The sequence below is a fragment of the Pseudoalteromonas sp. S1727 genome (genome assembly GCF_005886375.1).
In the GTDB taxonomy this organism is placed as follows: domain Bacteria; phylum Pseudomonadota; class Gammaproteobacteria; order Enterobacterales; family Alteromonadaceae; genus Pseudoalteromonas; species Pseudoalteromonas haloplanktis.
On record NZ_PNDT01000003.1, the window covers coordinates 59,704 to 82,904 of the forward strand.

Sequence of the window (23,201 nt, forward strand, 5' to 3'; positions counted from 1 at the left end):
TCGTCTATCTTTTTACAAGGGTTATCTATGTCAGCTGATATCAGCGCAGCCACTAATACGTTAAGTACGACCGCTATTTTGTTAGTACTTGCTCTGGGCACTTTTATTTTAGGGTTATCGGAGTTTTCGATGATGCCTATGTTGCCGTTATTCAGTGAAACATTTGCCGCAACGCCAGCACAAAGTGGTTATACCATTAGCGCCTATGCAATTGGCGTCGTGATTGGTGCCCCAGTATTTATGATCACTACAGCTAACATGCGAAAACGCAATGCCTTACTATTGTTTGTGTCGATGATGTTTGTATTTAACGGCTTAAGTGCATTTGCAAATTCATTAGAGCAACTTATATTATTTCGTTTTTTAAGCGGTTTACCCCATGGCGCTTATTTTGCCGTAGCTATTTTATTAGCTGCAGATATAGCACCTAGTAATAAACGTGCTAGTTTCATGTCTAAAGTATTTATGGGGCTGACCATCGCTACGATTGTTGGTGTGCCAATGGTCACCTTAATCGGGCAAAATTTTAGCTGGCGTTATTGTTTAGCAGGCACCGCAGTTTTGGCACTTGTTGCTTTAGTACTTATTGTAAAATATATCCCAAATACAAAAAATGCAGCTCCTTCGTCGTTATTAAGCGAGTTAAGTGTATTGAAGAACAAGCTTGTTTGGTCAATATTAGGCATCATTATTGTTGGCTTTGGGGGCGTATTTTGTATTTATACCTATATTGCAGATACAATTTTAGTGGTCACCCATACACCAGCCTACACCATCTCAATCGCAATGGTGATGTTTGGGGTTGGCTGTACGCTAGGAAATTATGTACTAGGTAGAGCAGCGGATCATTCTCCGCTTAAAACGACCGGTGCAGCATTAATAGGCGCTATTATTTTTGCTGTAAGTTACGTACTTGCAAGCCAGCATATTTGGCTACTTTATGCAGTCATATTTTTTATTGGCTTTAGTGTAGGATTGGGCACGGTTATCCAAACTATGTTAATGGACGTATCTCCACATGGCCACGCAATGATTGGCGCACTTGTACAATGCGCATTCAATACTGCAAATGCAATTGGTCCTTGGGTTGGTGGCTTAGCTATTGCACAAGGCGCTCTACCGAATCAAACCGGTTATGTGGCAGCTGCTTTATTTAGCGGTGGCTTTATCATGTGGTTACTCAGTGCATTACAAATGACTAAACGAAAACCGCAATTAGTTGCCCAATAAATAAACTACACTCTGCGTATTGGTCGTGCTTATGCTTCTTCATCTTGAAAAATATCTTCAATTGTTAATTTAAATAACCGAGCAGCTTTAAACGCAAGCGGTAAACTAGGATCAAACTTACCTTTTTCAATCGCATTAACCGTTTGCCTTGATACATCGAGTAACTCTGCTAGTTTTGCTTGCGTTAAATTATGCTCTGCACGTAACACTTTAAGGCGGTTTTTCATTCCTCTTCCTCTGTGCCAAGCTGTTTAGTCATTAGTACAACACACACGAAATAAGTTATCCCCATAAACATCACTAAGTGAGAAATACCTTGTCGTAACGAAATGACCCCACTCGTTTGCAATACCGAATAAGCTAAGCCGAAAACTAAACTGCCACCTAAGGTAATCGCCATCGCATTTAAATGTAGCCGTTGCTGCAATTCATCCAAGCCTGATAAATGACGTTTATTTGCCATAATCATCATTATCCCCGCGCATATATTTATTATCACCGCCACTATGCTAAATAATGTATTCGTTTCAGCCCATAATGATCCCGGCCCTATTGACGCCAGCGCCAACGTTAAAACCCATCCCAAAGTCCACTTTGCTAAATAAATTGTATTGAGTTTGTTGCGTTGCTTGAATGTCAATCCTGTTTGTTGCTTCATGATCCTACCTTCTTAGTCAAGTAAACTTGACTAAGTATTGTCAATGCCAAACAAAAAGTCAAGCAAGCTTTACATAAAGTCATGTAAGTCATACATAAAAGTTTAATATAGCGAGTGAACATTAAACTCAGAACATTGTATTAACTTACTGCTTACAGTAGGATTAAACTAAACTATTAAGAACACCTCAATTTCAACAATAACAATAATGAGCCCAGCATGAGTAAATCTGTTTTCTTTGTTGGTGAATGGCAAGTAAATCCGGCCACCAATAGTCTAAGACGAGGCGCGCAACTCAAACAGCTTGAGCCCAAAGCGATGGATGTTTTATTGTTATTATGCGAAAAACAAGGAGAATTAGTTAGCAGTGAAGAGATCATTAATCACTGTTGGGCTACGGTCGCGGTAGGCGATAATCCCCTACACAAAGTCATCACGCAATTACGTAAAGTATTTGATGACAAAGCCAATGATCCGCAATACATAGAGACAATCCGTAAACGCGGCTACCGCGTTATTGCCAAAATAGATTTCCCATTAAATGAAGAACAAAAAGCAACTCACGCAAAATGGCAAGGTAGCTCCCCCTTTGTTGGCTTAAGTGCATTTACACCCAACGAAGCGAAAGTATTTTTTGGTCGAACAAAACAAATTACCACGTTGCTACAACGCGTATCAGCACAAATAAGTTATGGCCGGGCTTTTAGTTTATTGCTTGGCGCTAGCGGCTCAGGTAAATCATCACTGGTCAATGCAGGTATTTTGCCCGCATTAATGAGTGAGTCAGGTTTTGATGGCTTTCGAGTTGAGTCATACTGTCAGCTTGATTTTGCTGATATAAGTAAAGGCCGACTATTACTCGATTTAGCCTCTACCCTACTTGATTTAGAAATAAACGATGCTCCCGTTTTCAGCAACATGAGTGCCGAAACTCTGAGCGAGTTATTACAAAACACACCAGAGCACGTCATTAGCTACTGCCAAACGGCTTTAAGCCAGCAAAACAGCGATATTAAACCCTATTTGTTTTTATTTATTGACCGGTTAGAAGTATTACTTTCATCGCCCATTTTTAGTGAGTCAGAGCGCAGCCACTTTTTATCAATTATAGAGTTACTAGCCACCAGTAACTACATGATTATATTTAGCGCCTGTCGAAATGACTTTTATCCACACGTGGTTAATCAACCCAGCTTAATGGCAGGCAAAGCCAATGGCGCCCACTTTGATTTACTGCCACCAACCCGCTCTGAGCTTAAGCAAATGATCCGCCTACCGGCTTTAGCCGCTGGGCTTAGTTGGCAGCTTGATCCTGAGCACCAAACACCACTGGATGAAACTCTCTGTAACGACACCGCCAATAACCCCGATGCCCTGCCAATGTTGCAATACACCTTGCAACAACTGTACTTACAACGCAGCGAAAACGATGAGCTATTAGTCTCTGAATATCAAGCATTAGGCAACATAGAGGGCGCAATTGGCCAAAAAGCTGAGCACGTATTTACGCAGCTGCCAAAACAACAGCAAGCACAGCTCAGCATGGTTTTATCAAAACTAATTACCCTGCATGTCGATGGTGAGACCCTCACTAGCCGCGCTGCACGTTGGGATGAGCTCACCGATCCTGCACAAATCCAGCTTGCACAAGCGATGGTCGATAGCCGCTTATTTGTATCTCACCTTAAAAATAACCAAGCCTGTTTTAGTTTGGCTCATGAAGCACTACTACGTCATTGGCAACGAGCAATCGACTGGGTAAAAGAGCACCAACAAAGCTTAGCCATTAAAAGTCGCTTACAAATCACCACCGTTCGCTGGTTAAACGAACAAAAGCACGGCGATTATTTATTAGCCCAAGGCAAACCACTGCAAGAAGCACAAAGCCTTGTTAATAATGCTATGTTTAGCCTCTCCCCTGACGAGCTTAGTTTGATCAAAGCATCAAATAGCCGAGCAAAACGTAAAAAAAGAGTGTTGCAAGCCACCGCAGTTGCACTTATTTTGCTTAGCTTTATTGCCAGTTTTATGAGCGTGCGCAGTTACCATGCAGAGCAAATAGCCCAACAAAAGCGTTTAGAGGCAGAAAGCCTACTCGGTTTTATGGTCGGAGAATTTGCCGATAAATTGCGTAGCGTTAAACGCATGGACTTACTTGATGGGATTAGTAATAAAGCGCTGGAATATTTTACTAACCAACAGGATAACGACTCGTTATTTAATTTCACCGATAACCAAGCTGACTTTAACAACCGCTTTCAATATGCACAAACCCTTGAGGCCATGGGCGAAGTGGCCTATTCCCGCGGAAAAACAGACGAAGCCTTTACCGCCTTTGAAAACGCCCGCATTCGCCTTGAAACATTATTAATAGCACAGCCAAACAATTTAGAGCTGCTAACCCTTGCAGGTGCCAATGCCTTTTGGTTGGGCCAGTTAAGTTATGATAAAAATGATTACGTTGCCAGTGAGCCACTGTTTAAAAAATACCACGCTTACAGTGAGAAAATGTATTCATTAGCAGCCAATGATTTTAACTCCATTATGGAGCTGTCGTATTCCCATAACTCATTAGGCTCCCTGTATTTAAAGCAACTCAACTATACTGCTGCAAAGCAAAGTTTTACGAAATCGCTAACCCTGAAAAACAAAGCCCTTGAGCTTAAACCCAATAATAAAAACTTATTGCGAGATAAAGCAGATACGATTAGTTGGCTTGCCAGTATTGATGAAAGACTCGGTAATTTGAACGAGGCACTAGCAATGCTTGAACAAGCCAGTGATCAGCTAAATGCCTTACTTATACAAAAGCCTGATGATGCAAGTATCCTTAGCGACATATTTAATATTTACATGCAACAAAGTTATCTTTTAACTTATTTCACAGAACAAAATAACGCTTATTTAAATTCCGAAAAAGCAATGCTTACAATAAGTAAAGCACGTATACAAGACCCTGAGAATGAAAATTTCAAACGTAAATATTACAGAGCGCTGTCATATCAATTAATGTTACTAGATATAAATAAGACAAGTAATAAAACGGATGAAATTATCAGTTATATTGATAGTAATGGCCTTTCAAACACAAGTGTTGTTAACATGCAAATCAGCTTAATACACTACTTTATCAATCGTGGTAACTTCGAGAAAGCTGAAAGCCTTTTATTTAAAATTGAAAACAACAGTTATTTTAACGAAGCAATTAATGATGCAGCAGAAATAGAAAACAACACTGACCTTATAAAAATATACTTAATAAAAGCAAAACTAGCGAAAGACAAACTAGCCAAACACGCTTTATGCCAAGAAATTATACACACTATAGAGAAAAATAATAATGGAAGCAAAAGCATAAAGTTAATCTACCCGCTCGTGCAAGCTTACAGCTGCTTAAACAAAACCAATAATATCAGCAGCATCAAAAACAAATTAACCGAGTTAGGTATAACTAACTTTGATCTATAAGAAATAATAAGAAGGTACTACATGATCGAAAGTCAAACTTACAATTTTACAGTAAATATTGTACTCGACAGCAATAATGAAGCGATATTTACTTACTTCCAAGATGGCCAACAAGTATCAGGTGGTGGCACAGTTAACGAAAGAAACAGCCTAGGCATTTATACGTTAAATGAGACAACTTTTAAACAAGGTTTTAAGTTTACTAGTGCCAAGTTTACTAATATTGAAGGGGAATGTGCTCAAGATTTTAGCTACCTTGTAACTAACGCTGGTAAAACTATTCAAATTTCAGATTCAGATGAAAATAGCGGCACAGCTTGTATGATTTTCACTGCAAAGTATAACGGTGATAACTATGAAAGCGCCGATCCACAAATCAAAAATGAAGGGTAAAACTAATTTCGAGAGGCTTTGTCACAAAGCCTTTCAAATAAGCTATGTTAAGCAGCGCCATTCTAACAATGAATAAAATACTTCTACCTGTAAACATGCGAGCAGGAAGCAACACTAAAACAAGGCATTATTGCTCTGTAAGAGCGAAAATTAAGCCTGAGCCCAGTCTGCAATCAACAAACCTAAACAAGCAAGATCCTTAGCGTTTGAATGTTTCAATATTTAAAATAAAACATTACAATTCAACATATTAAAACCAGAAGGTTACCAGAAGGTTTATTTGCATTTTTTTAAGTAAATTTATAGACACCAAAACGTATGCGAAAGCGAAGGATCAAACGTGTCTAAGCAAACAAACAACAATAACCAAATACTTAGTGTAATTAAGCAATCCGCAACAACTGGTAAAAGCCTTTCAACCTGCCTCTCTCATTTACAGTTTGGTGCTTTAATTGAATTATTCAACGACACTAGTGAAGGTATTTTTATCATCGATGAGCAAGGCACCTTTGAGTTTGTTAATCCGATGGCGGCACAACTTTTAGGTAACTCTCAGCAATCATTGATTGGGCAAAGCTTGCTACAGTTTTTACACGAAACTGATCGCGACAAATACATGTATACGTTACTAAACTGGTTAGATATAAAAGATACTCGCCTTAACTTTGGTCCTAATGAAGTAAAAATAAATAAAGCGGATGGCAGTATACTGGAAGCCGATTTATCTATTTCTAATATGCCAGAAAGTATAGCATCTGCACAAAAACTTTATGTCTGCATTCTACATGATTTAAGTATTCACAAAGCAACATATAACAAATTAAAAGTACAAGCATCTACAGATCATTTAACTGGGCTTGCTAATCGTTTCACATTAGATGAATCATTAAATAAATATTGGTCAGAAAGCATTCAAAGCCACCAGCCATTGAGTAGTATACTCATTGATGTTGATCACTTTAAAAAGTTTAATGATAGCTATGGTCATATTAAAGGCGATAAGTGTTTGCAAAAAATAGCTAAAGTGATTTTACAATGTATACCATCAAGAGACTGTTTAGCCGCTCGCTATGGCGGTGAAGAATTTGCGGTTATATTACCGCGTTGTAATCGTGACAGTGCCAGCGTTGTTGCTAAACATATTCAACAACAAATTAATGCCATGACATTTACAGATATTGGCTTACCGCCAGAAGTTAAGATTAGTGTTAGCCAAGGTATTGCCTGCGAATTTAATAATCAATATCGTACTTGTGAAGCGCTTATATGCGCTGCAGATACCGCATTATATAGAGCAAAGTCAGATGGCAGAAATAAAATTAGCATTAGTATTTAGTGCCAAATACTAATTTAAATAAATCTTAGTGTTGCTGTAAGGTTGCTTTAAGCTGATTATAAAGCGTTAAATGGTGCGGGCGCAAATACGCGTGATCCACCGCTGCTAGCCACTTTATAGCCTGCTCATTATCTGCAGCTTGCCAATTCACCTGTGCCAACCTTAACTTATAGGTTGCCTTTATAATGTCATCGCTTGGGGTGACCATATTGCCTAATGCTGCAACATAGTATTTATTTGCTTGCTTATACTCTGAGAGCAACTGATAAGTACGAGCTAAATTGCCTTGCGCTACAATAATTTTATTTTGATGCTGTGTGGGGTAAATCCAGTCAAGTGCTTGCTTGCGGCTCTTTCTAGCATTTTCTAAATCACCAAGAGCATGGTAAGCATTTGCCTTATTAGAATGTAATTCAAAATTGAAAATGGGGTCTTTACTTTTACCAAATTTTCGTTCGGTTTTTAATAGCATTTGGAAAGCGGTTTCTTTATTACCAAAAACATACTGTAAATTAGCCAACTCCAGTATCCGCATTGGATCTGAAAACGATTCATACATTTGCTGTATATCGTTAAAAGCTTTGGTTGCATATACTTTTGCACGTTCATTATCATTGTAATAACGTAACATTTTGGCGTAATAAAAATACGTTTGCACTTTAAAAACTTTAGGTAAATCATTTCGATCTGCAAAGGGTTCAACAACAAGCTTTAAGCTTGCGTAGTCATTTTTGTCATAGTAATAATCAAATAAATAAGACTTAGCTTTATACCATTGGGTTGAGTGTAACGCCGATTGCTCGATGACTTCATTTATATAGGTTAAGCACTCTTTTTCGGGTTGCTGTAAGCAAAACTGTTCGTGATCGCTAAAGTGCTCAGATGAATGAGCTACCTTGGATGTAATGCACATAAAAGTAACTAAAAAAAAGTAAATTTTTCTCATGAAGTCGAAATGCAGTAAAGCGATATATTGATTAAAACATATTTGCTTAAGGATATTAACAAATATTACACGATTATATCGGGAGCTGTGCGCTGGCAAAAGATGATAACAAAGAAGTGATCTGGCAATTTAAAAATATTTCATAATTGCCAAAGAACGGTTTATTTACATACCATGACTGATAAATAAGCTACATATCAGTCATCAGCATGTTTGAGTGGCGAAATTACGCCACTTTTTTCAGTGCTTTTTTAAGCTTACCAATTTTTGCTTTTTGTTTTGCTACTTTTTCTTTACGTGCGCTGATTTCTTTTTTAATTGATTTCACTTCTTTTTTAGCAAGTTTTACGTCGTTTTTCTTAGCTTTAGCTGGTTTCTTAGTCATTATCTTTCCTTTAAAATAGATGAATCTCGTATTAGTGAGATAACTACAATATTATATAAAAGTAGTAGTTAATAGCCTGCAACCACTTATTCAATAAAAATTCATAAACCAGTAATAAAACTGCAATTAATTGAATTGATAAGTATAGCCTACACCAAGGTTTGTATCTGAGCCATAATCGCTATTTTGAGTCGCACCAAATACCTTTAACTTTTGTCGTTTATCTATTTGATAACTAGCGCCTAAGGCTGCAAAGTAACCAGAGTAATCATCAGAACCCATTGAATAGGCAGCAGCAGTAATTAATGTCCAATTCCCTGCTAATGGTTTTAATGCAAAAGCCCCTAAATACCCACCATTAGTAGCATTTGGTACTAATACCCAGCCATCCGTAGAAGGCATTTCGATTATAGGGCAATTATTTGACTCTGTTTCACACGCAATATCACCTTCAGTGTGACTATATCCGCCCATAGCAAATATTTGCCACCCCATCGGTTCTATATCAAAGTAGCTCAACGGCATGAATGTACCCACACTGTAACTGGTTTTTTCAGCACCATGGTCAAATGCTTGCTTGCCAAAATTAAAATTGACGATACCAATATCAAATAACCAAGAACCACCAAATCGCCACTCTTCACTTTCTAGACTAATACTTGCATTTAGCTTTCTTATTGGGTCTAAACTAAGTGAACCGCTGACTTTAACTTCATCTGAGTAACTAGCCCCTAACTGCGTAACAACTTTTGTTGGGTCTTCAGTTAATTTATCATCATTTGCCAAAACGCCATTACTGACAATTGCTAAACAGGCCCCTATTAATAATTTTCCATTTAACTCTATACTCATCCCTTTTCCTTTTATTTAAATAACTGTTTATAAAGTAGTATTAAAGTAGTTTATACACATTAAAGCAACAGTAAGCTGCCTAACCCTAAGAATGTCACAAAGCCAACAATATCGGTTACAGTAGTTAAAATTACCGAGCCTGATAACGCCGGATCGATTTTCATTTTATCTAAAATCGATGGGATCACTACACCAGATAAAGAAGCTGCTATTAAATTGAGTAAAATAGCGACTGTAATAGTAATACTCAGCATCACATCACTAAACCACACATACGTAAGTACACCTATAACCATAGCCCATACACAGCCATTTACCGCACCAACTCGAAGCTCTTTTTTAAGTAAAGCTTTTCGGTTTGAATCTGTAACTTGGCCAAGTGCTAAACCACGTACAATAACGGTAAGTGTTTGACTGCCAGCAATCCCCCCCATTGAAGCTACCACAGGCATTAATACTGCAAGTGCAACAACTTGTTCAATTGTCGCACCAAACAAGCCAATAAACCACGACGCTAAAAATGCCGTGGCTAAATTAATACCTAGCCAAATCCCTCGGTTTTTAGCACTTTTGCGTACGCTGGCAAATAGATCTTCGTCTTCGCGTAAACCACCGGCTTTAGCTGCAGCTTCATCGGTTATTTCTTGACGTAGTTCGTAGGCTGAAGTGACTTTTAAGCGACCAAGTAATTTGTTATCGACATTCACTACAGGCATTGCCATTCTTTCACTGTGGATCACCACTTCCGCAGCTTCATACAAGTCATCATCAGCATGTAAAGATGCCACATCATGTTCAGCAAAACTCAGTAGTGTGTCCGAATCATTCGCTTTAAATAATGCATTGACTGACACCTGACCAATTAAGGTGCCTTTTCGACTCACCAAATAGATCACTTCAGTATATTGCGGTAAGCCTTTTTGTAATATTTTACGCGCTCCCGCAACAGTTAGCTTTTCTGATACTTTAATGGCATCAAAATCGAGCCAGTGACCCAATTGTTCTGGATTGTATTGCTGCGCTAATTCGTATTGCTTAGTTTGCACTTCATCGAGCTGTTGGCGAGCATATTCAACAAAGCGCTCCGGGATAACCTCTTCAAGCTCGAGTAATTCTTCAACACTGACTTCATCAAGTAATTTAAAACCCGCAGCTTCATCAAGAGACTGTAATAACCAACGACAGCTGTCTGCGCCTAAATTTATAAATATTTCGTGTTGGGTATCTTCATCTAATAGCTGCCAAATATCTAAACGCTGCTCTTTTGGCAATGCCTCAAACAATAATGATAAATGCTCAGTTGAGAGAATTTCTTTAGCATCGGCTAAAAGTTTGTTTTTACGCTCTGTGGTATCACATTGCAGAAGCTCATCAATAAGCTGAGGGAGTTGGTCAACTGGGTATTCAATCATGTTGAAGCCTTTGAATTTAACTACTTTGTAGTTAGTTTACCTCAGCTTGAAAAAATAGTTTGAGAAATTTGCAACCTATTCCCCACAACCAAATTAGTCGTGGGGAATAATTAATTATTTAAACCAGCCTTGTACTCGCTCCATCAATAAGTAATTAACGGGTACTAATAACAAGGTAATAAAAGTTGCGAAGATAATGCCAAAACCAAGGCTCACCGCCATCGGGATCAAAAACTGCGCTTGTGTGGCTTTTTCAAACAACAGTGGCATTAAGCCAATGAAGGTAGTTAAACTCGTTAACATAACGGGGCGAAAACGGGCTGCACCAGCACGTTTGACCGCTTCAAGTAAATCACCACCTTCACTGCGCTTTTTGTTTATATAGTCAACCAATACCAGAGAGTCGTTCACGACAACACCAACCAGTGCAAGCATGCCAAGCATACTCATAATGGTTAAATCCATCCCCATGATCCAATGCCCCATCACAGCACCTATCATACCAAATGGGATCACGCTCATGACAATTAGCGGCTGCAAGTATGACTTAAACGGAATTGCTAGTAAGGCATAAATAATAAAGAACACAAACAACAAGCCCCAAGCAAGTGAGCCAAATGACTCTCGCTGCTCTTTCGCCTCCCCCTCTAAGGTGTAATTAACACCAGGATATTGCTGTACTAGCTCGTCTAAATACCCTTTAAGGTCAGCTTGAAGAACCGTCATATTAGTGTTGTTCTTCTCAACATCAGCGGTAACATTTAATGTACGGTAGCGATCAATACGGCGAATACTCGACGGACTCTCACCGGTTACTAACTTTGCAACATGGGATAACGGCACAGTGCCACCATCAGGTAAGTCAATTAAAATGTCAGTTAAATCTGCCACTGAGCGACGCTCATCCAATGGTAATCTCACCATCACACGGACATCGTCACGGCCACGCTGAATACGTTGTGCTTGCGAGCCAAAAAACGAATTACGAATTTGCTGTAATACATCAGTACGATTTAGGCCAAGTGCTAAACCTTGATCAGTCAGCTCAACTTGCAGCTCTTCTTTACCATCTGACAAACTATCTGCAATTTCAAATACTGTAGGATAAGTGGCTAAACGCAGTTTGATTTTCTCAGCGACGGTTTCCAATGTTTCAATGGTACTGCCTGACAGTTGTACATTGATTGGATCTGAACTTCGGCCAATTTCAGCCCTAAAGGTCATGCTTTCAACCCCAGGGATCACACCAATTAAATCACGCCATTCACTCGATAACTGCTGCGATCCAATATCTGAGTCGCGCTCTTCAGCAGGCGTGATTTCAAAACGCACTGAACCTGTATTTGACGCACCACCACGCCCCCCGGTACTTGCCAAGATATTAAGAATTACACTCTCGCCGTCTTCATCACGGTATTTATCTTGTAACTCTTTAGCTTTATCTGACATCAGCACTATGTATTTGTTAGTCACTTCAAATGGTGTACCGGCTGGGAAAGTGATATTAGCTCGCACAGTTTCACTTGGGATCCGCGGGAAAAATACAAACTTAGTCCAACCACTCGATATAAGCGTTAAAATTATTAAAAATATGCCAACAAACGAGCTTACCGTTGCCAGCTTATTTTTCAGCGCCAAGTTCAAGATCGGCTGGTAGTACTTCATAATCGCCATTTCAAAACCATCTGCAAAACGCTGCTGTAGTCGTTCTAATTTAGACGGCTCAGATTTTTGGTTACGTAATTTGATGTATTTTAAATGCGCAGGTAGCACAAATTTAGATTCAATTAACGAGAACAATAATACCGGAATAACCACTACAGGAATTTGTGCAAACAAAGCACCACGGCCACCTTCAATGAATGCCAACGGTAAAAATGCCGCTACCGTTGTTAAAACACCAAAGGTAACGGGCGTTGCAACTTCTTGCGTACCGCGAATTGCCGCTTGCTCACCCGACTCGGCGGTTTTTAAATGAGTGTAGACATTTTCACCGGTGACAATCGCATCATCAACAACAATACCCAGTACTAAGATAAAACCAAATAAGCTCATTATATTGAGCGTTATACCAAACAACGGCATCGCTAAAAATGCGCCCATAAAGGATACCGGAATACCCACAAACACCCATATCGCAATAGCTGGGCGTAAAAATAGTGTCAGTAGTGCCAGTACTAAAATACCACCTTGAATCGCATTGGTTGTTAGTGTGGCAATACGACCTTTAACAATTTGCGAATCATCGTCCCAATAACTGAGCTGAAAGCCTTGTGGTAGGCTATCTTGCTGTTCATTAATGTAGTCTTTTACTGCATCAGCCACACCAATAGCACTTTGCGGACCAATACGATAAACATCGATAAATGCAGCTTGTTTACCATTAAAACGGGTGCGTACAGGGGTTTCTTCAAAGTCATCAGTAATACTGGCAATATCACCTAAACGAATAATAGTGCCATCAGCTTGTTGTTTAACAACAATTTGAGCAAACTCATCTTTACGATAGGCCTGACCTTTTGAACGAATAAGTACTTCACCACCTTCGGTTTTTAAGTTACCCGCAGAGACATCAGTACTTGAACGAGAAATCGCAGATGAAATTTGCGCTAAGCTTAAATCATATTGACGTAATATATCTTGGCTTACTTCAACAGCAATTTCGTAATCACGCACCCCGCTTAGTTCAACTTGGGTAATTAACGGAATACGTAGCAAATCATCACGTACTTTTTCAGCATACTCGAGTGTTTCTTTTTCACCATATTCACTCGAAACCGTCACCGCTATTACTTCGCGTATACGTTGGTCAAGGGCAACAACGGGCTTTTCTGCATCCACTGGGAAAGTATTAATGGCATCAACTCGGCTTTTTATATCAGCCAATAAGTCTCGCGCATCGTAGCCTGTTTCAACCTCAATGGTCACTGACGATGAGCCTTCAGAAGAGCTGCTAGAGATTTGCTCAATACCTTCCAAATCTTGTACCGCTTCTTCAATGCGGATAGTAACACCTTTTTCAACATCTTCAGGAGTGGAACCGCGCAAAGTTACTCTTACGCTAATCCGATCCGCTTCAAATGAAGGAAAGACTTCTAAAGGTATTTGGGTTGATAAACTAAATAGCCCAGCCAATACAATACTAATAAGCAATAGATTGGCGGCTACATGGTTTTTAGTAAACCAGGCTATCATTGCTTAGCTCCTTGGCCGCGAGCTTCGCGACGCTGCTTCATTAGCTCTTGAACTGAAATGCCTTGCTCTTTAGCCATAGCTTCCAGTTGCTCTTTAGTTGGGCGCTCACCTCGGCCTTGTTTATTACCACGCGTACTTTGGTAAGCTTGCTCACCCATAATATTTACTTGGGTACCTGAGCTCACTTGACCAAGCGGTGTAATAACTAAGTTGTCGCCTGCTTTTAGACCCGATGCAATAATTGCATCATTGGCATTTTGCCATCTTAAGGTGATGTCTTTACGTTTTAAGACACCTTGCTCTGCAATATACACATAACTGCCTTGGTAAATAGCACTGTTTGGAATGACGATAGCATCTTGTACTTCAACACCTTTAATTTGCGCCGTTATATATTGGCCAATTTTGATTGGGTATTGGTTATTAGCAGTTGCTTTGTATGGATCATTGATTTGACCAACGACATAAAGCTGCTGAGCCGATGAATCAATCGCGCCCTCAGTACGTACTACTTGCCCTTGCCATTGTTGCAAGCCAACCAGATCAGAACGAAAAACTACCGGTGAACCTTGCTCATTACTCACCCCATCACGAAATTGTTCCGGTAATTCAACAAAAGGTAAGTCTTTATTTTTAATCGGCAAACGAATTTCAACGCTGTCGATAGCATAGATAGATGCAAGCTCTGTATTATTATTAACGACTTGCCCTAAATCGACACTGCGACTTAACACTCTACCTGCATAAGGAGCGCTAATTTTTGTGCGTTCTAAATCAAGTTCAGCCTTTTCAAGTTGCGCTTGTGCTGATAACACCTCAGCTTGCGCTGCTGCTAATTGTGGCTGACGTAGCACTAACGAACTTGCTTGTTGGCCATTACCTAAGCGCTGCCAGTCCGTCTGTGCTTGATTGCCACGCGCTTCTTCTTCTAACAAAGCTTGTTGCGCACTTAGTAAATTAGCTTGTGCAGATTTGACCTCGGCACGATGATCTCTATCATCTAATTCAAGTAGCACTTCACCTTTATCAAAAAAGCCACCTTCACGAAATCGGTCACTAATTTTAATGATTTGCCCAGATGCTTGCGACACTAACATACTTTGTGTTCGCGGTTTTACAGTGCCAAAGCTATTGATCATTATTTGATACGGCTTAGCTTCTAGTGGAGAAACAGCCACAGTGACATTTGCTTTAGGAGCAGAGCCAAAACGTCTGGTTTCAGGTGGGTTACCTTTAATAACGACAATCAACGTCGCAGTAACTGCAATTATAATAGTTGGAATTAGAAATTTACGAAGTTTGCTGTTCATAATTATTGCTCTTCTGACTCTTGGTTAGGCTCGGAAAAATCGCCACCAAGGGCAATATGTAGCTTTATTCTATTTAGGATTAATTGGTTTTTGATATTGATCACTGAGTTTTGCGCAGTGAAGGAACGATCTTGCGCATCTAATACGGTTGTGTAATCAACTAAACCACTTTGATATTGTTCAAACGAGAGCTGCTCTGCTGTAATAGCATTGGTTTGTGCTTCGAGGGTTTTCTCGTATCGTTGCTGCAGTGACTGCTCTTGGGTAATCGCGTTTTCCACATCACTAAACGCATCGTATAATGACTCAAGATAAACTTGCTCTTGACGTTTCACCGTCAAACGCGCCTGCTCTTCATTAGCAGCTAAGCGACCGCCATCAAATATTGGCATAGCAATGCTGCCCACTAGCGACCACGCTAAACTTGAAGGCGAAAATAAATCGCTAACCCTATCAGTGCTATCACCTAATGACGCAGTCAGATTTAAGCTAGGAAATCGTTGTTTGTGAGCATAAGCTAAACCAGCATCCGTGCTTAATAATTGATACCAACTTGCCATTAAACTTGGTTTACGAGTGATCAGCTCCGATGGCAGGCCGATAGGAATGGGGTTATCGAGTAAAGGTAAATCAGCATCAACGCTCAATGCCCCTTTCGGGTATTCACCAGTTAAACGCTCGAGTACACGAATTGATTCTGTTAAGGTTGCTTGCTGCTCGGCAATATTAGAGCGTTCAGTGTTGAGTTCATTACGAGTCAAATACACATCCAACGCTTCATTAAGCCCTTGGCGATAACCCGACTCAATAATCGAAAGATTTTGCTCTGCAATTTTTTCTCTTTGTTTATAGAGTTCTAATAATTGTTGAGCGGTGATCACATTGAACCAACCACTTACTACATCAGCAACAAGCTGTTGACGAGCTTGCTCAAAGCTTGCCTTCTCTGCCAAGTATTCTAAGTTTGCTTGTCGCTCTGCTGCTGAAAGCTTGCCCCATAAGTCAACTTCATAACTCAATCCAATATCCGCTGAACTTGCGTTGTTATAACTAACAGGGCGGTTATCTTTACTGCGGCTTGTACGTGCCGATAAGTCTAAGCTTGGCCAAAGCGCAGCACCCGTTGCTAGTAGCTGCTGTTGCTTTATTGCCACATCAAAACCTGCTTGCAATAGCGCTTGATTATATTTAAGCGCTTGCTCCACAAGTGCAAATACTTGTGGGTTTTCTAGTTGCTGCAACCAATTATCAGCAACAACCGCAACGATCTCTTTACTAGAATTTTGCTGCCAGTTACTTGGCAGTGTTTCGAGCTGTTGCACCCGCTCTTGTTGAGTTGGTGAGGTTGTGCATGCGCCAATAAACAACATAGATAATGCAACAATACTCGGCTTTAATTGCCCGTTCATGTTTTACCCTGAATACATCTTTTACTGAGTGTAATTCAATCACTCAAGCCCTAATAGCTCAACTGACTTTACATAACATTACAAACTCTTAGCATACAATGCGTTAAAGTGCTGGATTAGTAAGATAAAAGGTTAAAAGTGAAAGGTGCTAGGTGCTAGGTGCTAGGTGCTAGGTGCTAGGTGCTAGGTGCTAGAATTAAAAACCACTGCCAAGTAGAAGGTAAACTTTATTATCTAAATAACAACTTATTTCAAAAACAAAAAAGCCCTGCTAGTGCAGGGCTTTAATATAAATGGTGCCTCGACGCGGAATCGAACCACGGACACGAGGATTTTCAATCCTCTGCTCTACCGACTGAGCTATCGAGGCACATTAACTGTGCTGTAAAACATATGATAAACACTACATTTTACTTTTAATAAATGGTGTCGACTAACCAAGTCGAACGGATAACCTGAATGAATTACTGATTACAAGTCAGTTGCTCTTTTCAAATTATCTAAATAAATGGTGCCGACTAACCGAGTCGAACGGTTGACCTACTGATTACAAGTCAGTTGCTCTACCAGCTGAGCTAAGTCGGCACACTAAACTGTGTGCTAAGGCACGTATCAATTTTGAAGATTGATAAACTTAAATAAATGGTGCACTGAGGCGGCAAAAAATTGTCAGGAACAATTTTTAACATCCGAAGGATGGCCCGCAGGGCAAAATACATGTATGTATTTTGTAATCGAACGTAGTTCGATGACGCATACATCTAAGTATCTAACAATAAATGGTGCCTCGACGCGGAATCGAACCACGGACACGAGGATTTTCAATCCTCTGCTCTACCGACTGAGCTATCGAGGCACATTAACTGTGCTGATTCACCGTGAGTTTAACAGTAAATCTAAATAAATGGTGCCGACTAACCAAGTCGAGCGGATAACCTGAATGAATTACTGATTACGAGTCAGTGCTCTTTTTCAAATTATCTAAAATAAATGGTGCCGACTAACCGAGTCGAACGGTTGACCTACTGATTACAAGTCAGTTGCTCTACCAGCTGAGCTAAGTCGGCACACTAAACTGTGTGCTAAGGCACATGTAATAATGTTTTAATCATTTAATTTAAACACTATTACTAAAACAATGGTGCCCAGACGCGGAATCGAACCACGGACACGAGGATTTTCAATCCTCTGCTCTACCGACTGAGCTATCTGGGCGTGCGGCGTATTAAACTGGTTTTGCCCTTTCAAGTCAACTTTTTTTTTATTCTTTATAACTGTTTGCACAGTTTTCAAACAAAGCGATTAATAAATATAAAGTACGCTGTTTTTTGCAGCAATAACTTTTTATTTTGGGCACTGCATAGGTATTTCAATGATGCTTTGTTTATCTAGGCACTAAAAACGTAGTGAATTATTTCTGGTAAATGATAGGATTGATTTCAAGTACAGAAGCGACTGTTTAGATTGCGGTTGATAATAGACAAGTTGGATAATAAATGCAGAGTAAATTTTCTTCTCCTGTAAAAGGCCTGTTGCCTCTTTTTATAATTATAAACCTAGCAGTAACCGCACTCGCTGTAGTTGCGTACTCCTTTTACCCCACACAAAATGCTAACGCAGAGCAAAACTCCGTAAGCTTACTGCAGTTAGCCGAGCAACTAGATACACCTTTAGTAAACGCATTAACTCGCCCAGGGCAAGATAATGCAAACAAACTACTCGATTTAAGTGTCGCACTGAATGCTGAGTTTGATTATTACTTATATAGATATACTCCAACTACACAAGCACAATTAGTTTTCGCCAGTAATGAGTCAGTAATTGCAGCTGTGAAACTAAACCAACACTTAGTTGAACAAGGTATTATTCACCATCAACTAAACTTAAATGATCAACCCGTTGGTGAATTGATTATTCAACAAAAATCCAATTCATCAGCCGTGTTGCCCCAACACTCATCAGTATTCTCAATGGCTATTGCTGGATTTGCTGTTGTCAGCTTATTTTTACTGGCACTGTTTTTTAATGCTTACCTCAATAATCGGATCCGCAAAAGCAGTGACATGCTTGCCCATGAATTAGAAAGCATTACAAAATCTAACAGCTACAACACCAAAGTCGATGAGCAACTAGATATTGGCCTTGATATTGTGGCAAAAAATATCAATCAGCTATTATTACAAGTACAAAACGCAATTAGTAATAATGATATCGCTCAACGAGATTTACAGAATCTACAAAGTAGCCTTGAAACGGAAGTACAAAACCGTACCTTAGCACTTGAAAATGCAAGCCAAAGAGCTGAACAAGCCAGCGAAGCAAAAACCACATTCTTAGCAACTATGAGCCATGAAATACGTACGCCAATGAACGGTGTTATCGGCACAATTGATTTATTAAGGCAAACCGAACTAAATGGCGCGCAACATCGCTTAACTACGATTATTCGTGAATCGGCCTTTTCTTTATTGGGGATTTTGGATGATATTTTAGACTTTTCAAAAATTGAAGCCGGTAAACTCAACATCGATCCAACGCCATTTTCAGTGTCAGATACAATCGAGGAAGTTGCTAGAGTATTATCATCTGTGGCTAAAAAGCGTCAATTAGAATTAGACCTCGCTATCGCTCCCGATATACCAGTTAATTTAATCGGTGATACGGTACGTGTCCGCCAAGTACTTTATAACTTATGCAGTAATGCAATTAAGTTTACCAGCAGCAATGATGACCGCGTAGGCTATGTGCGCATTTCGGTAGAAGTAGCACAAAATACCACAGATCACTTCACCTTACGTTTTACAGTAAGTGATAATGGTAAAGGCATGAGTCAAACTCAGCTTCGGGAAATATTTAATCCATTTATTCAAGCTGAAGGCTCTATCACCCGTGAATACGGTGGTACTGGTTTAGGCTTATCTATTTGTAAAAGTTTGACCGAGCTAATGCTCGGCTCAATCAGTGTTACTAGCAACATCGGGATTGGTAGTGATTTTGTTGTAGAGCTGCCATTTAGTACAGAAAACAAAATTAAATATGCTCATAAAAACACATTAAAAGATCACCGAGTTGTACTTGTTACTGAGCACCCAACCAGAAAGCAAACTTTAAATCGTTACTTATCATTTATGGGTGCTAGAACAATTACAGCACAAACGGTAGAAGAAATTGAACAGCATCAAGACACTCACGGTATTATTTGGGTGCTTGATGGTGTTGATACTATGGATAAGACCAACTCTTTGCTACGCCGATTATTGTATACGCTTGAAGATAATAACCAGCAAGTTGTGGTACTTAGTAAGTTAGACGAAACAGCTATTAACCATAAAAACATTTTTTACCTAAATGCCGCACCACTGTGTAAATCAAACTTTATGATGTCCCTGTTGGTTGCTGCTGGCCTTCACATACCTAGAGAAGTTAAACCAGTTAAAACCCTTAATAACTATTTAAATATTGAACAAGCTCGCGATGAAAACAAGCTCGTACTACTTGTTGAAGACAATATTTTAAATCAGCAAGTACTCACTGACCAATTACATTTACTCGGGTTTGGCGTAGAGGTTGCTGAAAATGGTGAAGAAGGCTTAAAAATGTGGCAAAGCGGCCATTACCCATTAATTTTAACTGATTTACACATGCCTAAAATGTCAGGCTATGACATGGTCGAAAAAATCCGTGATGAAGCCGCTCAGCTAGAAGATATAAATGCTCAACCTTATATTATCGCTGTAACAGCAAATGCCCTTAAAGGTGAAAAAGAGCGCTGTTTAAACGTGGGAATTAATGACTTTATTACTAAACCGGTTGAACTAAATACACTAGAAGCAACCCTTAACAACTGGAGTAATGTAAGCAAGCAAGGACCTGTCGTAGCAACACAAAATAAGCCTACAGCACCGATTAACCTAGAGATGCTTGCCAAATACATTAACAATGATGAAGCAAAACAATTACGCTTCTTTAAAATGTACTTAGAGCAAAGTCACATTTTAGCTAAAGAAATTAATACTGGTGTGATGACTGCTGATTATGAAATAATTATCTCAGCTTGCCATCAGTTAAAATCAATATCGAAAACCATTGGTGCTGAAAAAGTTGCCGAGCTCGCCAGTGACTTTGAGAGCCATTGTAAAGAGCAAGACTTAACCAGTGATCAATTAATTGAATTGCGTGATAATTTAGAAATTGAATACTCTCGAGTTGCGCAATATTTAAAAGAGCAAGTACGTAACGCCCAAGAGCAAGATGACCTGATTTAATAGCAAGCATTAAAAAAGGGCTTCAGTAGCCCTTTTTAACTATAAATTATTTCTCTGGTGGGCGATAACCTTCGATCTCCACCTCTTGGCCTTCGAATAAAAAGCCAACCATTTGCTCTTCTAGAAACGTGCGGTGCTCTGGATCCATCATGTTCAAATGCTTTTCATTGATCAACATAGTTTGTTTATGTTGCCACTGGCTCCATGCTTCCTTAGAAATATTATTAAAAATCTTTTCACCAAGTTCACCAGGGTATAGTTGATAACCAAGGCCTTCGGCTTCTTTTTGTAACTTTTGACAAAATACTGTACGTGACATAATTGATCTCTTATGCTGTATTAAAACGAAAGATATTAGCTAGTGTAAACCATTGTGCTAATTTGTTTAACCAGCTTTTTAGTCGGTGCAGCTAAACCGACTTCAATTGACTGATCTAACGGGTACCAAACTAACTGCCGCTCATTAACTACATCGGGGATTTTACTCACATTTAACACATGAGGGTTAATAGTTAGCTCAAAGTGTGAAAACACATGGGTAAATGGTGTTATTTCGGTGGTATTTAATCCAAGCCCCTGCTGTACCAAAAAAGCATCAAGTTGGCTTTTTTGTGTAAATTCAAAAAAGCTAAATAACCCACCCCAAATCCCTGAGTTTGGCCTTTTTTCCATTAACACTTGGTCATCGCATTGAATAATCAGTTGATAACACTCTTTTTTAGGTACGATTTTTTTAGGTTTAGAGTGCGGAAACTGCTTAACCACTCCCTCATTAAATGCCCTGCAACGTGTACTCAATGGGCAAAGCTCACATTCGAACTTGCTACGTGAGCAAAGGCTTGCGCCTAAATCCATCATAGCTTGGTTAAACTCAATCACACTTTCTTTAGGTGTAAGCTGCTCTGTTAACTGCCATAATTGGTTCTCAACTTTTTTAACACCATACCAACCTTCGACCATAAAGTAGCGAGCAAGCACACGTTTTACATTACCATCTAAAATAGGATGATGTTGACCAAGTGATAACGATAACACCGCTCCAGCGGTGGAACGCCCTATTCCTGGCAGCGCGACAACTTCATCTAACGTTGTGGGAAACTTTCCCTGATATTGATCACGAATTATTTTAGCCGTTTTATGCAGATTTCGAGCTCGGGCGTAATAACCTAAACCAGTCCAGTGATGTAATACCACATCTTCATCTGCATCCGCTAAAGCAATAATATCGGGAAAGCTTGCCATAAATTTTTCAAAATAAGGAATAACTGTTACAACTTGAGTTTGCTGTAACATAACCTCAGACACCCATACTTTATAAGGCGTTTTATTCAGCTGCCATGGCAAGGTTTTACGGCCATGTAAGTGATACCAATCGACAACCTGCCCTGAAAACCAGTTTGCGTCACTGTTGTTTAACTTCAAAATAATTACTTTTATAACTCGACCCTTGATGGCAAGCAGTCTATTGCAGTGAGTTAAAATATCAAGTTCTGAACATACACAAAGGATAAAACCTTGTGATCAAGCCCGTGGTCAGGGATAATACGCCACCATTTTATGACATGTTGTTTTCATCAGGCCAAAATATATGAGTGATTCAAGTAACGATAACCTTGAGCAAGCAAAGCAAGAAGGTAAATATATTCGTACAATTCGCAGCTTTGTAAAACGCGAAGGTCGTTTAACCAAAGGACAAGCTGCTGCAATTGAAAAGTGCTGGCCAACAATGGGTCTTGAGCACAAAAATGGCATGCTTGATTTAGCGCAAGTATTTGGTAATGACAACGACGTTGTTTTAGAAATTGGTTTTGGTATGGGTAAATCATTAGTCGAGATGGCTAAAAACGCACCACACCTTAATTTTATCGGTATTGAAGTTCACCGCCCAGGTGTTGGCGCTTGTTTAATGGATGCCGATGAAGCAGGAATTAGTAACTTACGTATTTTTGAACATGATGCGGTTGAAGTATTTGCTGATTGCATTGCTGAAGGTAGCATTACCACAGTGCAGTTGTTCTTCCCTGATCCATGGCATAAAAAGCGTCATCATAAACGCCGTATAGTGCAACCAGCATTTGTTGAAAGCCTCCGTAGTAAATTAAAAATTGGCGGTGTTTTTCATATGGCTACTGATTGGGAAAATTACGCTGAACACATGCTTGAAGTCATGCAAGCAGCTGAGCACTTTACAAACCAATCACAGACAAACGACTATGTACCACGCCCAGATTTGCGCCCATTGACGAAATTTGAACAACGTGGCCACCGTTTAGGTCACGGTGTTTGGGACCTAATGTTTGAACGCATTAGTTAATAACATACTTAATCAAAGGCAAAGCCAT

Annotated in this window: 17 protein-coding genes and 5 tRNA genes; 6 read left to right on the forward strand and 16 right to left on the reverse strand. The window is 39.6% G+C overall.

Annotation, left to right across the window (positions count from 1 at the left end):
* Positions 1-27: 27 nt before the first annotated feature.
* On the forward strand, positions 28-1,230 hold the full coding sequence (locus CWB85_RS00550) for an MFS transporter (RefSeq protein ID WP_138553784.1): 1,203 nt from the start codon (positions 28-30) through the stop codon (positions 1,228-1,230).
* Positions 1,231-1,259: 29 nt separating this feature from the next.
* Here CWB85_RS00550 and CWB85_RS00555 read toward each other — a convergent pair whose 3' ends face one another.
* Positions 1,260-1,457, reverse strand: coding sequence for a helix-turn-helix transcriptional regulator (locus CWB85_RS00555; protein ID WP_016709812.1), 198 nt, complete (start codon positions 1,455-1,457; stop codon positions 1,260-1,262).
* A complete protein-coding gene (locus tag CWB85_RS00560; protein ID WP_016709813.1) occupies positions 1,454-1,888 on the reverse strand; it encodes a hypothetical protein in 435 nt (144 codons plus the stop codon). Before CWB85_RS00560 ends, CWB85_RS00555 begins: the two co-directional genes overlap by 4 nt.
* 219 nt (positions 1,889-2,107) lie before the next feature.
* On the opposite strand from CWB85_RS00560, the gene CWB85_RS00565 reads away from it, so the two are divergent.
* The 3 genes from CWB85_RS00565 to CWB85_RS00575 all read left to right on the forward strand — a co-directional run bounded on the left by CWB85_RS00565 (position 2,108) and on the right by CWB85_RS00575 (position 7,085).
* Entirely contained in the window at positions 2,108-5,356 is a 3,249-nt protein-coding gene (locus CWB85_RS00565; protein WP_138553785.1) for an nSTAND1 domain-containing NTPase, read from the forward strand.
* 21 nt (positions 5,357-5,377) lie between these two features.
* On the forward strand, positions 5,378-5,749 hold the full coding sequence (locus CWB85_RS00570; RefSeq protein ID WP_138553786.1) for a DP-EP family protein: 372 nt from the start codon (positions 5,378-5,380) through the stop codon (positions 5,747-5,749).
* A gap of 340 nt (positions 5,750-6,089) precedes the next feature.
* Complete coding sequence (locus tag CWB85_RS00575) at positions 6,090-7,085, forward strand: GGDEF domain-containing protein (protein WP_016709816.1); 996 nt, start codon at positions 6,090-6,092, stop codon at positions 7,083-7,085.
* A gap of 25 nt (positions 7,086-7,110) precedes the next feature.
* On the opposite strand, the gene CWB85_RS00580 is transcribed toward CWB85_RS00575, so the two are convergent.
* The 12 genes from CWB85_RS00580 to CWB85_RS00630 form a co-directional block, all read right to left on the reverse strand.
* Entirely contained in the window at positions 7,111-7,998 is an 888-nt protein-coding gene (locus tag CWB85_RS00580; protein ID WP_171038965.1) for a tetratricopeptide repeat protein, read from the reverse strand.
* A 259-nt stretch (positions 7,999-8,257) separates the two neighbouring features.
* Complete coding sequence (locus tag CWB85_RS22440; protein ID WP_016709818.1) at positions 8,258-8,416, reverse strand: hypothetical protein; 159 nt, start codon at positions 8,414-8,416, stop codon at positions 8,258-8,260.
* Positions 8,417-8,542: 126 nt separating this feature from the next.
* Positions 8,543-9,268 (reverse strand): hypothetical protein, encoded by a 726-nt coding sequence (locus CWB85_RS00585; protein ID WP_138553788.1) that lies wholly within the window; start codon positions 9,266-9,268, stop codon positions 8,543-8,545.
* A 59-nt stretch (positions 9,269-9,327) separates the two neighbouring features.
* Positions 9,328-10,680, reverse strand: a complete 1,353-nt coding sequence (locus CWB85_RS00590) for a magnesium transporter (RefSeq protein ID WP_016709820.1) — start codon at positions 10,678-10,680, stop codon at positions 9,328-9,330.
* Positions 10,681-10,794: 114 nt separating this feature from the next.
* Positions 10,795-13,875, reverse strand: a complete 3,081-nt coding sequence (locus CWB85_RS00595) for an efflux RND transporter permease subunit (protein ID WP_016709821.1) — start codon at positions 13,873-13,875, stop codon at positions 10,795-10,797.
* Positions 13,872-15,185, reverse strand: coding sequence for an efflux RND transporter periplasmic adaptor subunit (locus tag CWB85_RS00600; RefSeq protein ID WP_016709822.1), 1,314 nt, complete (start codon positions 15,183-15,185; stop codon positions 13,872-13,874). Before CWB85_RS00600 ends, CWB85_RS00595 begins: the two co-directional genes overlap by 4 nt.
* A 2-nt stretch (positions 15,186-15,187) precedes the next feature.
* Positions 15,188-16,594 (reverse strand): efflux transporter outer membrane subunit, encoded by a 1,407-nt coding sequence (locus tag CWB85_RS00605; protein WP_138553789.1) that lies wholly within the window; start codon positions 16,592-16,594, stop codon positions 15,188-15,190.
* A 294-nt stretch (positions 16,595-16,888) separates the two neighbouring features.
* Positions 16,889-16,964 (reverse strand) — tRNA-Phe (locus CWB85_RS00610).
* A gap of 139 nt (positions 16,965-17,103) precedes the next feature.
* Positions 17,104-17,179, reverse strand: a tRNA-Thr gene (locus tag CWB85_RS00615).
* A gap of 195 nt (positions 17,180-17,374) precedes the next feature.
* Positions 17,375-17,450, reverse strand: a tRNA-Phe gene (locus CWB85_RS00620).
* Between the two features lie 135 nt (positions 17,451-17,585).
* Positions 17,586-17,661 (reverse strand) — tRNA-Thr (locus tag CWB85_RS00625).
* A gap of 72 nt (positions 17,662-17,733) precedes the next feature.
* A tRNA-Phe gene (locus tag CWB85_RS00630) sits at positions 17,734-17,809 on the reverse strand.
* Positions 17,810-18,090: 281 nt separating this feature from the next.
* Between CWB85_RS00630 and CWB85_RS00635 the strand changes: the two genes are divergently transcribed.
* Entirely contained in the window at positions 18,091-20,859 is a 2,769-nt protein-coding gene (locus CWB85_RS00635) for a hybrid sensor histidine kinase/response regulator (protein WP_138553790.1), read from the forward strand.
* Between the two features lie 46 nt (positions 20,860-20,905).
* On the opposite strand, the gene CWB85_RS00640 is transcribed toward CWB85_RS00635, so the two are convergent.
* Together CWB85_RS00640 and mutY are read right to left on the reverse strand one after the other, a co-directional pair.
* Positions 20,906-21,178, reverse strand: coding sequence for an oxidative damage protection protein (locus tag CWB85_RS00640; protein ID WP_016709827.1), 273 nt, complete (start codon positions 21,176-21,178; stop codon positions 20,906-20,908).
* A 35-nt stretch (positions 21,179-21,213) separates the two neighbouring features.
* Complete coding sequence (gene mutY / locus CWB85_RS00645) at positions 21,214-22,281, reverse strand: A/G-specific adenine glycosylase (RefSeq protein WP_016709828.1); 1,068 nt, start codon at positions 22,279-22,281, stop codon at positions 21,214-21,216.
* A gap of 166 nt (positions 22,282-22,447) precedes the next feature.
* Between mutY and trmB the strand changes: the two genes are divergently transcribed.
* A complete protein-coding gene (gene trmB / locus CWB85_RS00650) occupies positions 22,448-23,173 on the forward strand; it encodes a tRNA (guanosine(46)-N7)-methyltransferase TrmB (RefSeq protein WP_016709829.1) in 726 nt (241 codons plus the stop codon).
* Positions 23,174-23,201 lie beyond the last annotated feature (28 nt).

Excerpts from the sequence above, each read along its gene's own strand:
- CWB85_RS00550 (WP_138553784.1), top strand. The coding sequence starts at position 28 with ATGTCAGCTGATATCAGCGCAGCCACTAATACGTTAAGTACGACCGCT.
- CWB85_RS00555 (WP_016709812.1), bottom strand. The coding sequence starts at position 1,457 with ATGAAAAACCGCCTTAAAGTGTTACGTGCAGAGCATAATTTAACGCAA.
- CWB85_RS00560 (WP_016709813.1), bottom strand. The coding sequence starts at position 1,888 with ATGAAGCAACAAACAGGATTGACATTCAAGCAACGCAACAAACTCAAT.
- CWB85_RS00565 (WP_138553785.1), top strand. The coding sequence starts at position 2,108 with ATGAGTAAATCTGTTTTCTTTGTTGGTGAATGGCAAGTAAATCCGGCC.
- CWB85_RS00570 (WP_138553786.1), top strand. The coding sequence starts at position 5,378 with ATGATCGAAAGTCAAACTTACAATTTTACAGTAAATATTGTACTCGAC.
- CWB85_RS00580 (WP_171038965.1), bottom strand. The coding sequence starts at position 7,998 with ATGTGCATTACATCCAAGGTAGCTCATTCATCTGAGCACTTTAGCGAT.
- CWB85_RS22440 (WP_016709818.1), bottom strand. The coding sequence starts at position 8,416 with ATGACTAAGAAACCAGCTAAAGCTAAGAAAAACGACGTAAAACTTGCT.
- CWB85_RS00585 (WP_138553788.1), bottom strand. The coding sequence starts at position 9,268 with ATGAGTATAGAGTTAAATGGAAAATTATTAATAGGGGCCTGTTTAGCA.
- CWB85_RS00590 (WP_016709820.1), bottom strand. The coding sequence starts at position 10,680 with ATGATTGAATACCCAGTTGACCAACTCCCTCAGCTTATTGATGAGCTT.
- CWB85_RS00595 (WP_016709821.1), bottom strand. The coding sequence starts at position 13,875 with ATGATAGCCTGGTTTACTAAAAACCATGTAGCCGCCAATCTATTGCTT.
- CWB85_RS00600 (WP_016709822.1), bottom strand. The coding sequence starts at position 15,185 with ATGAACAGCAAACTTCGTAAATTTCTAATTCCAACTATTATAATTGCA.
- CWB85_RS00605 (WP_138553789.1), bottom strand. The coding sequence starts at position 16,594 with ATGAACGGGCAATTAAAGCCGAGTATTGTTGCATTATCTATGTTGTTT.
- CWB85_RS00635 (WP_138553790.1), top strand. The coding sequence starts at position 18,091 with ATGCAGAGTAAATTTTCTTCTCCTGTAAAAGGCCTGTTGCCTCTTTTT.
- CWB85_RS00640 (WP_016709827.1), bottom strand. The coding sequence starts at position 21,178 with ATGTCACGTACAGTATTTTGTCAAAAGTTACAAAAAGAAGCCGAAGGC.
- trmB (WP_016709829.1), top strand. The coding sequence starts at position 22,448 with ATGAGTGATTCAAGTAACGATAACCTTGAGCAAGCAAAGCAAGAAGGT.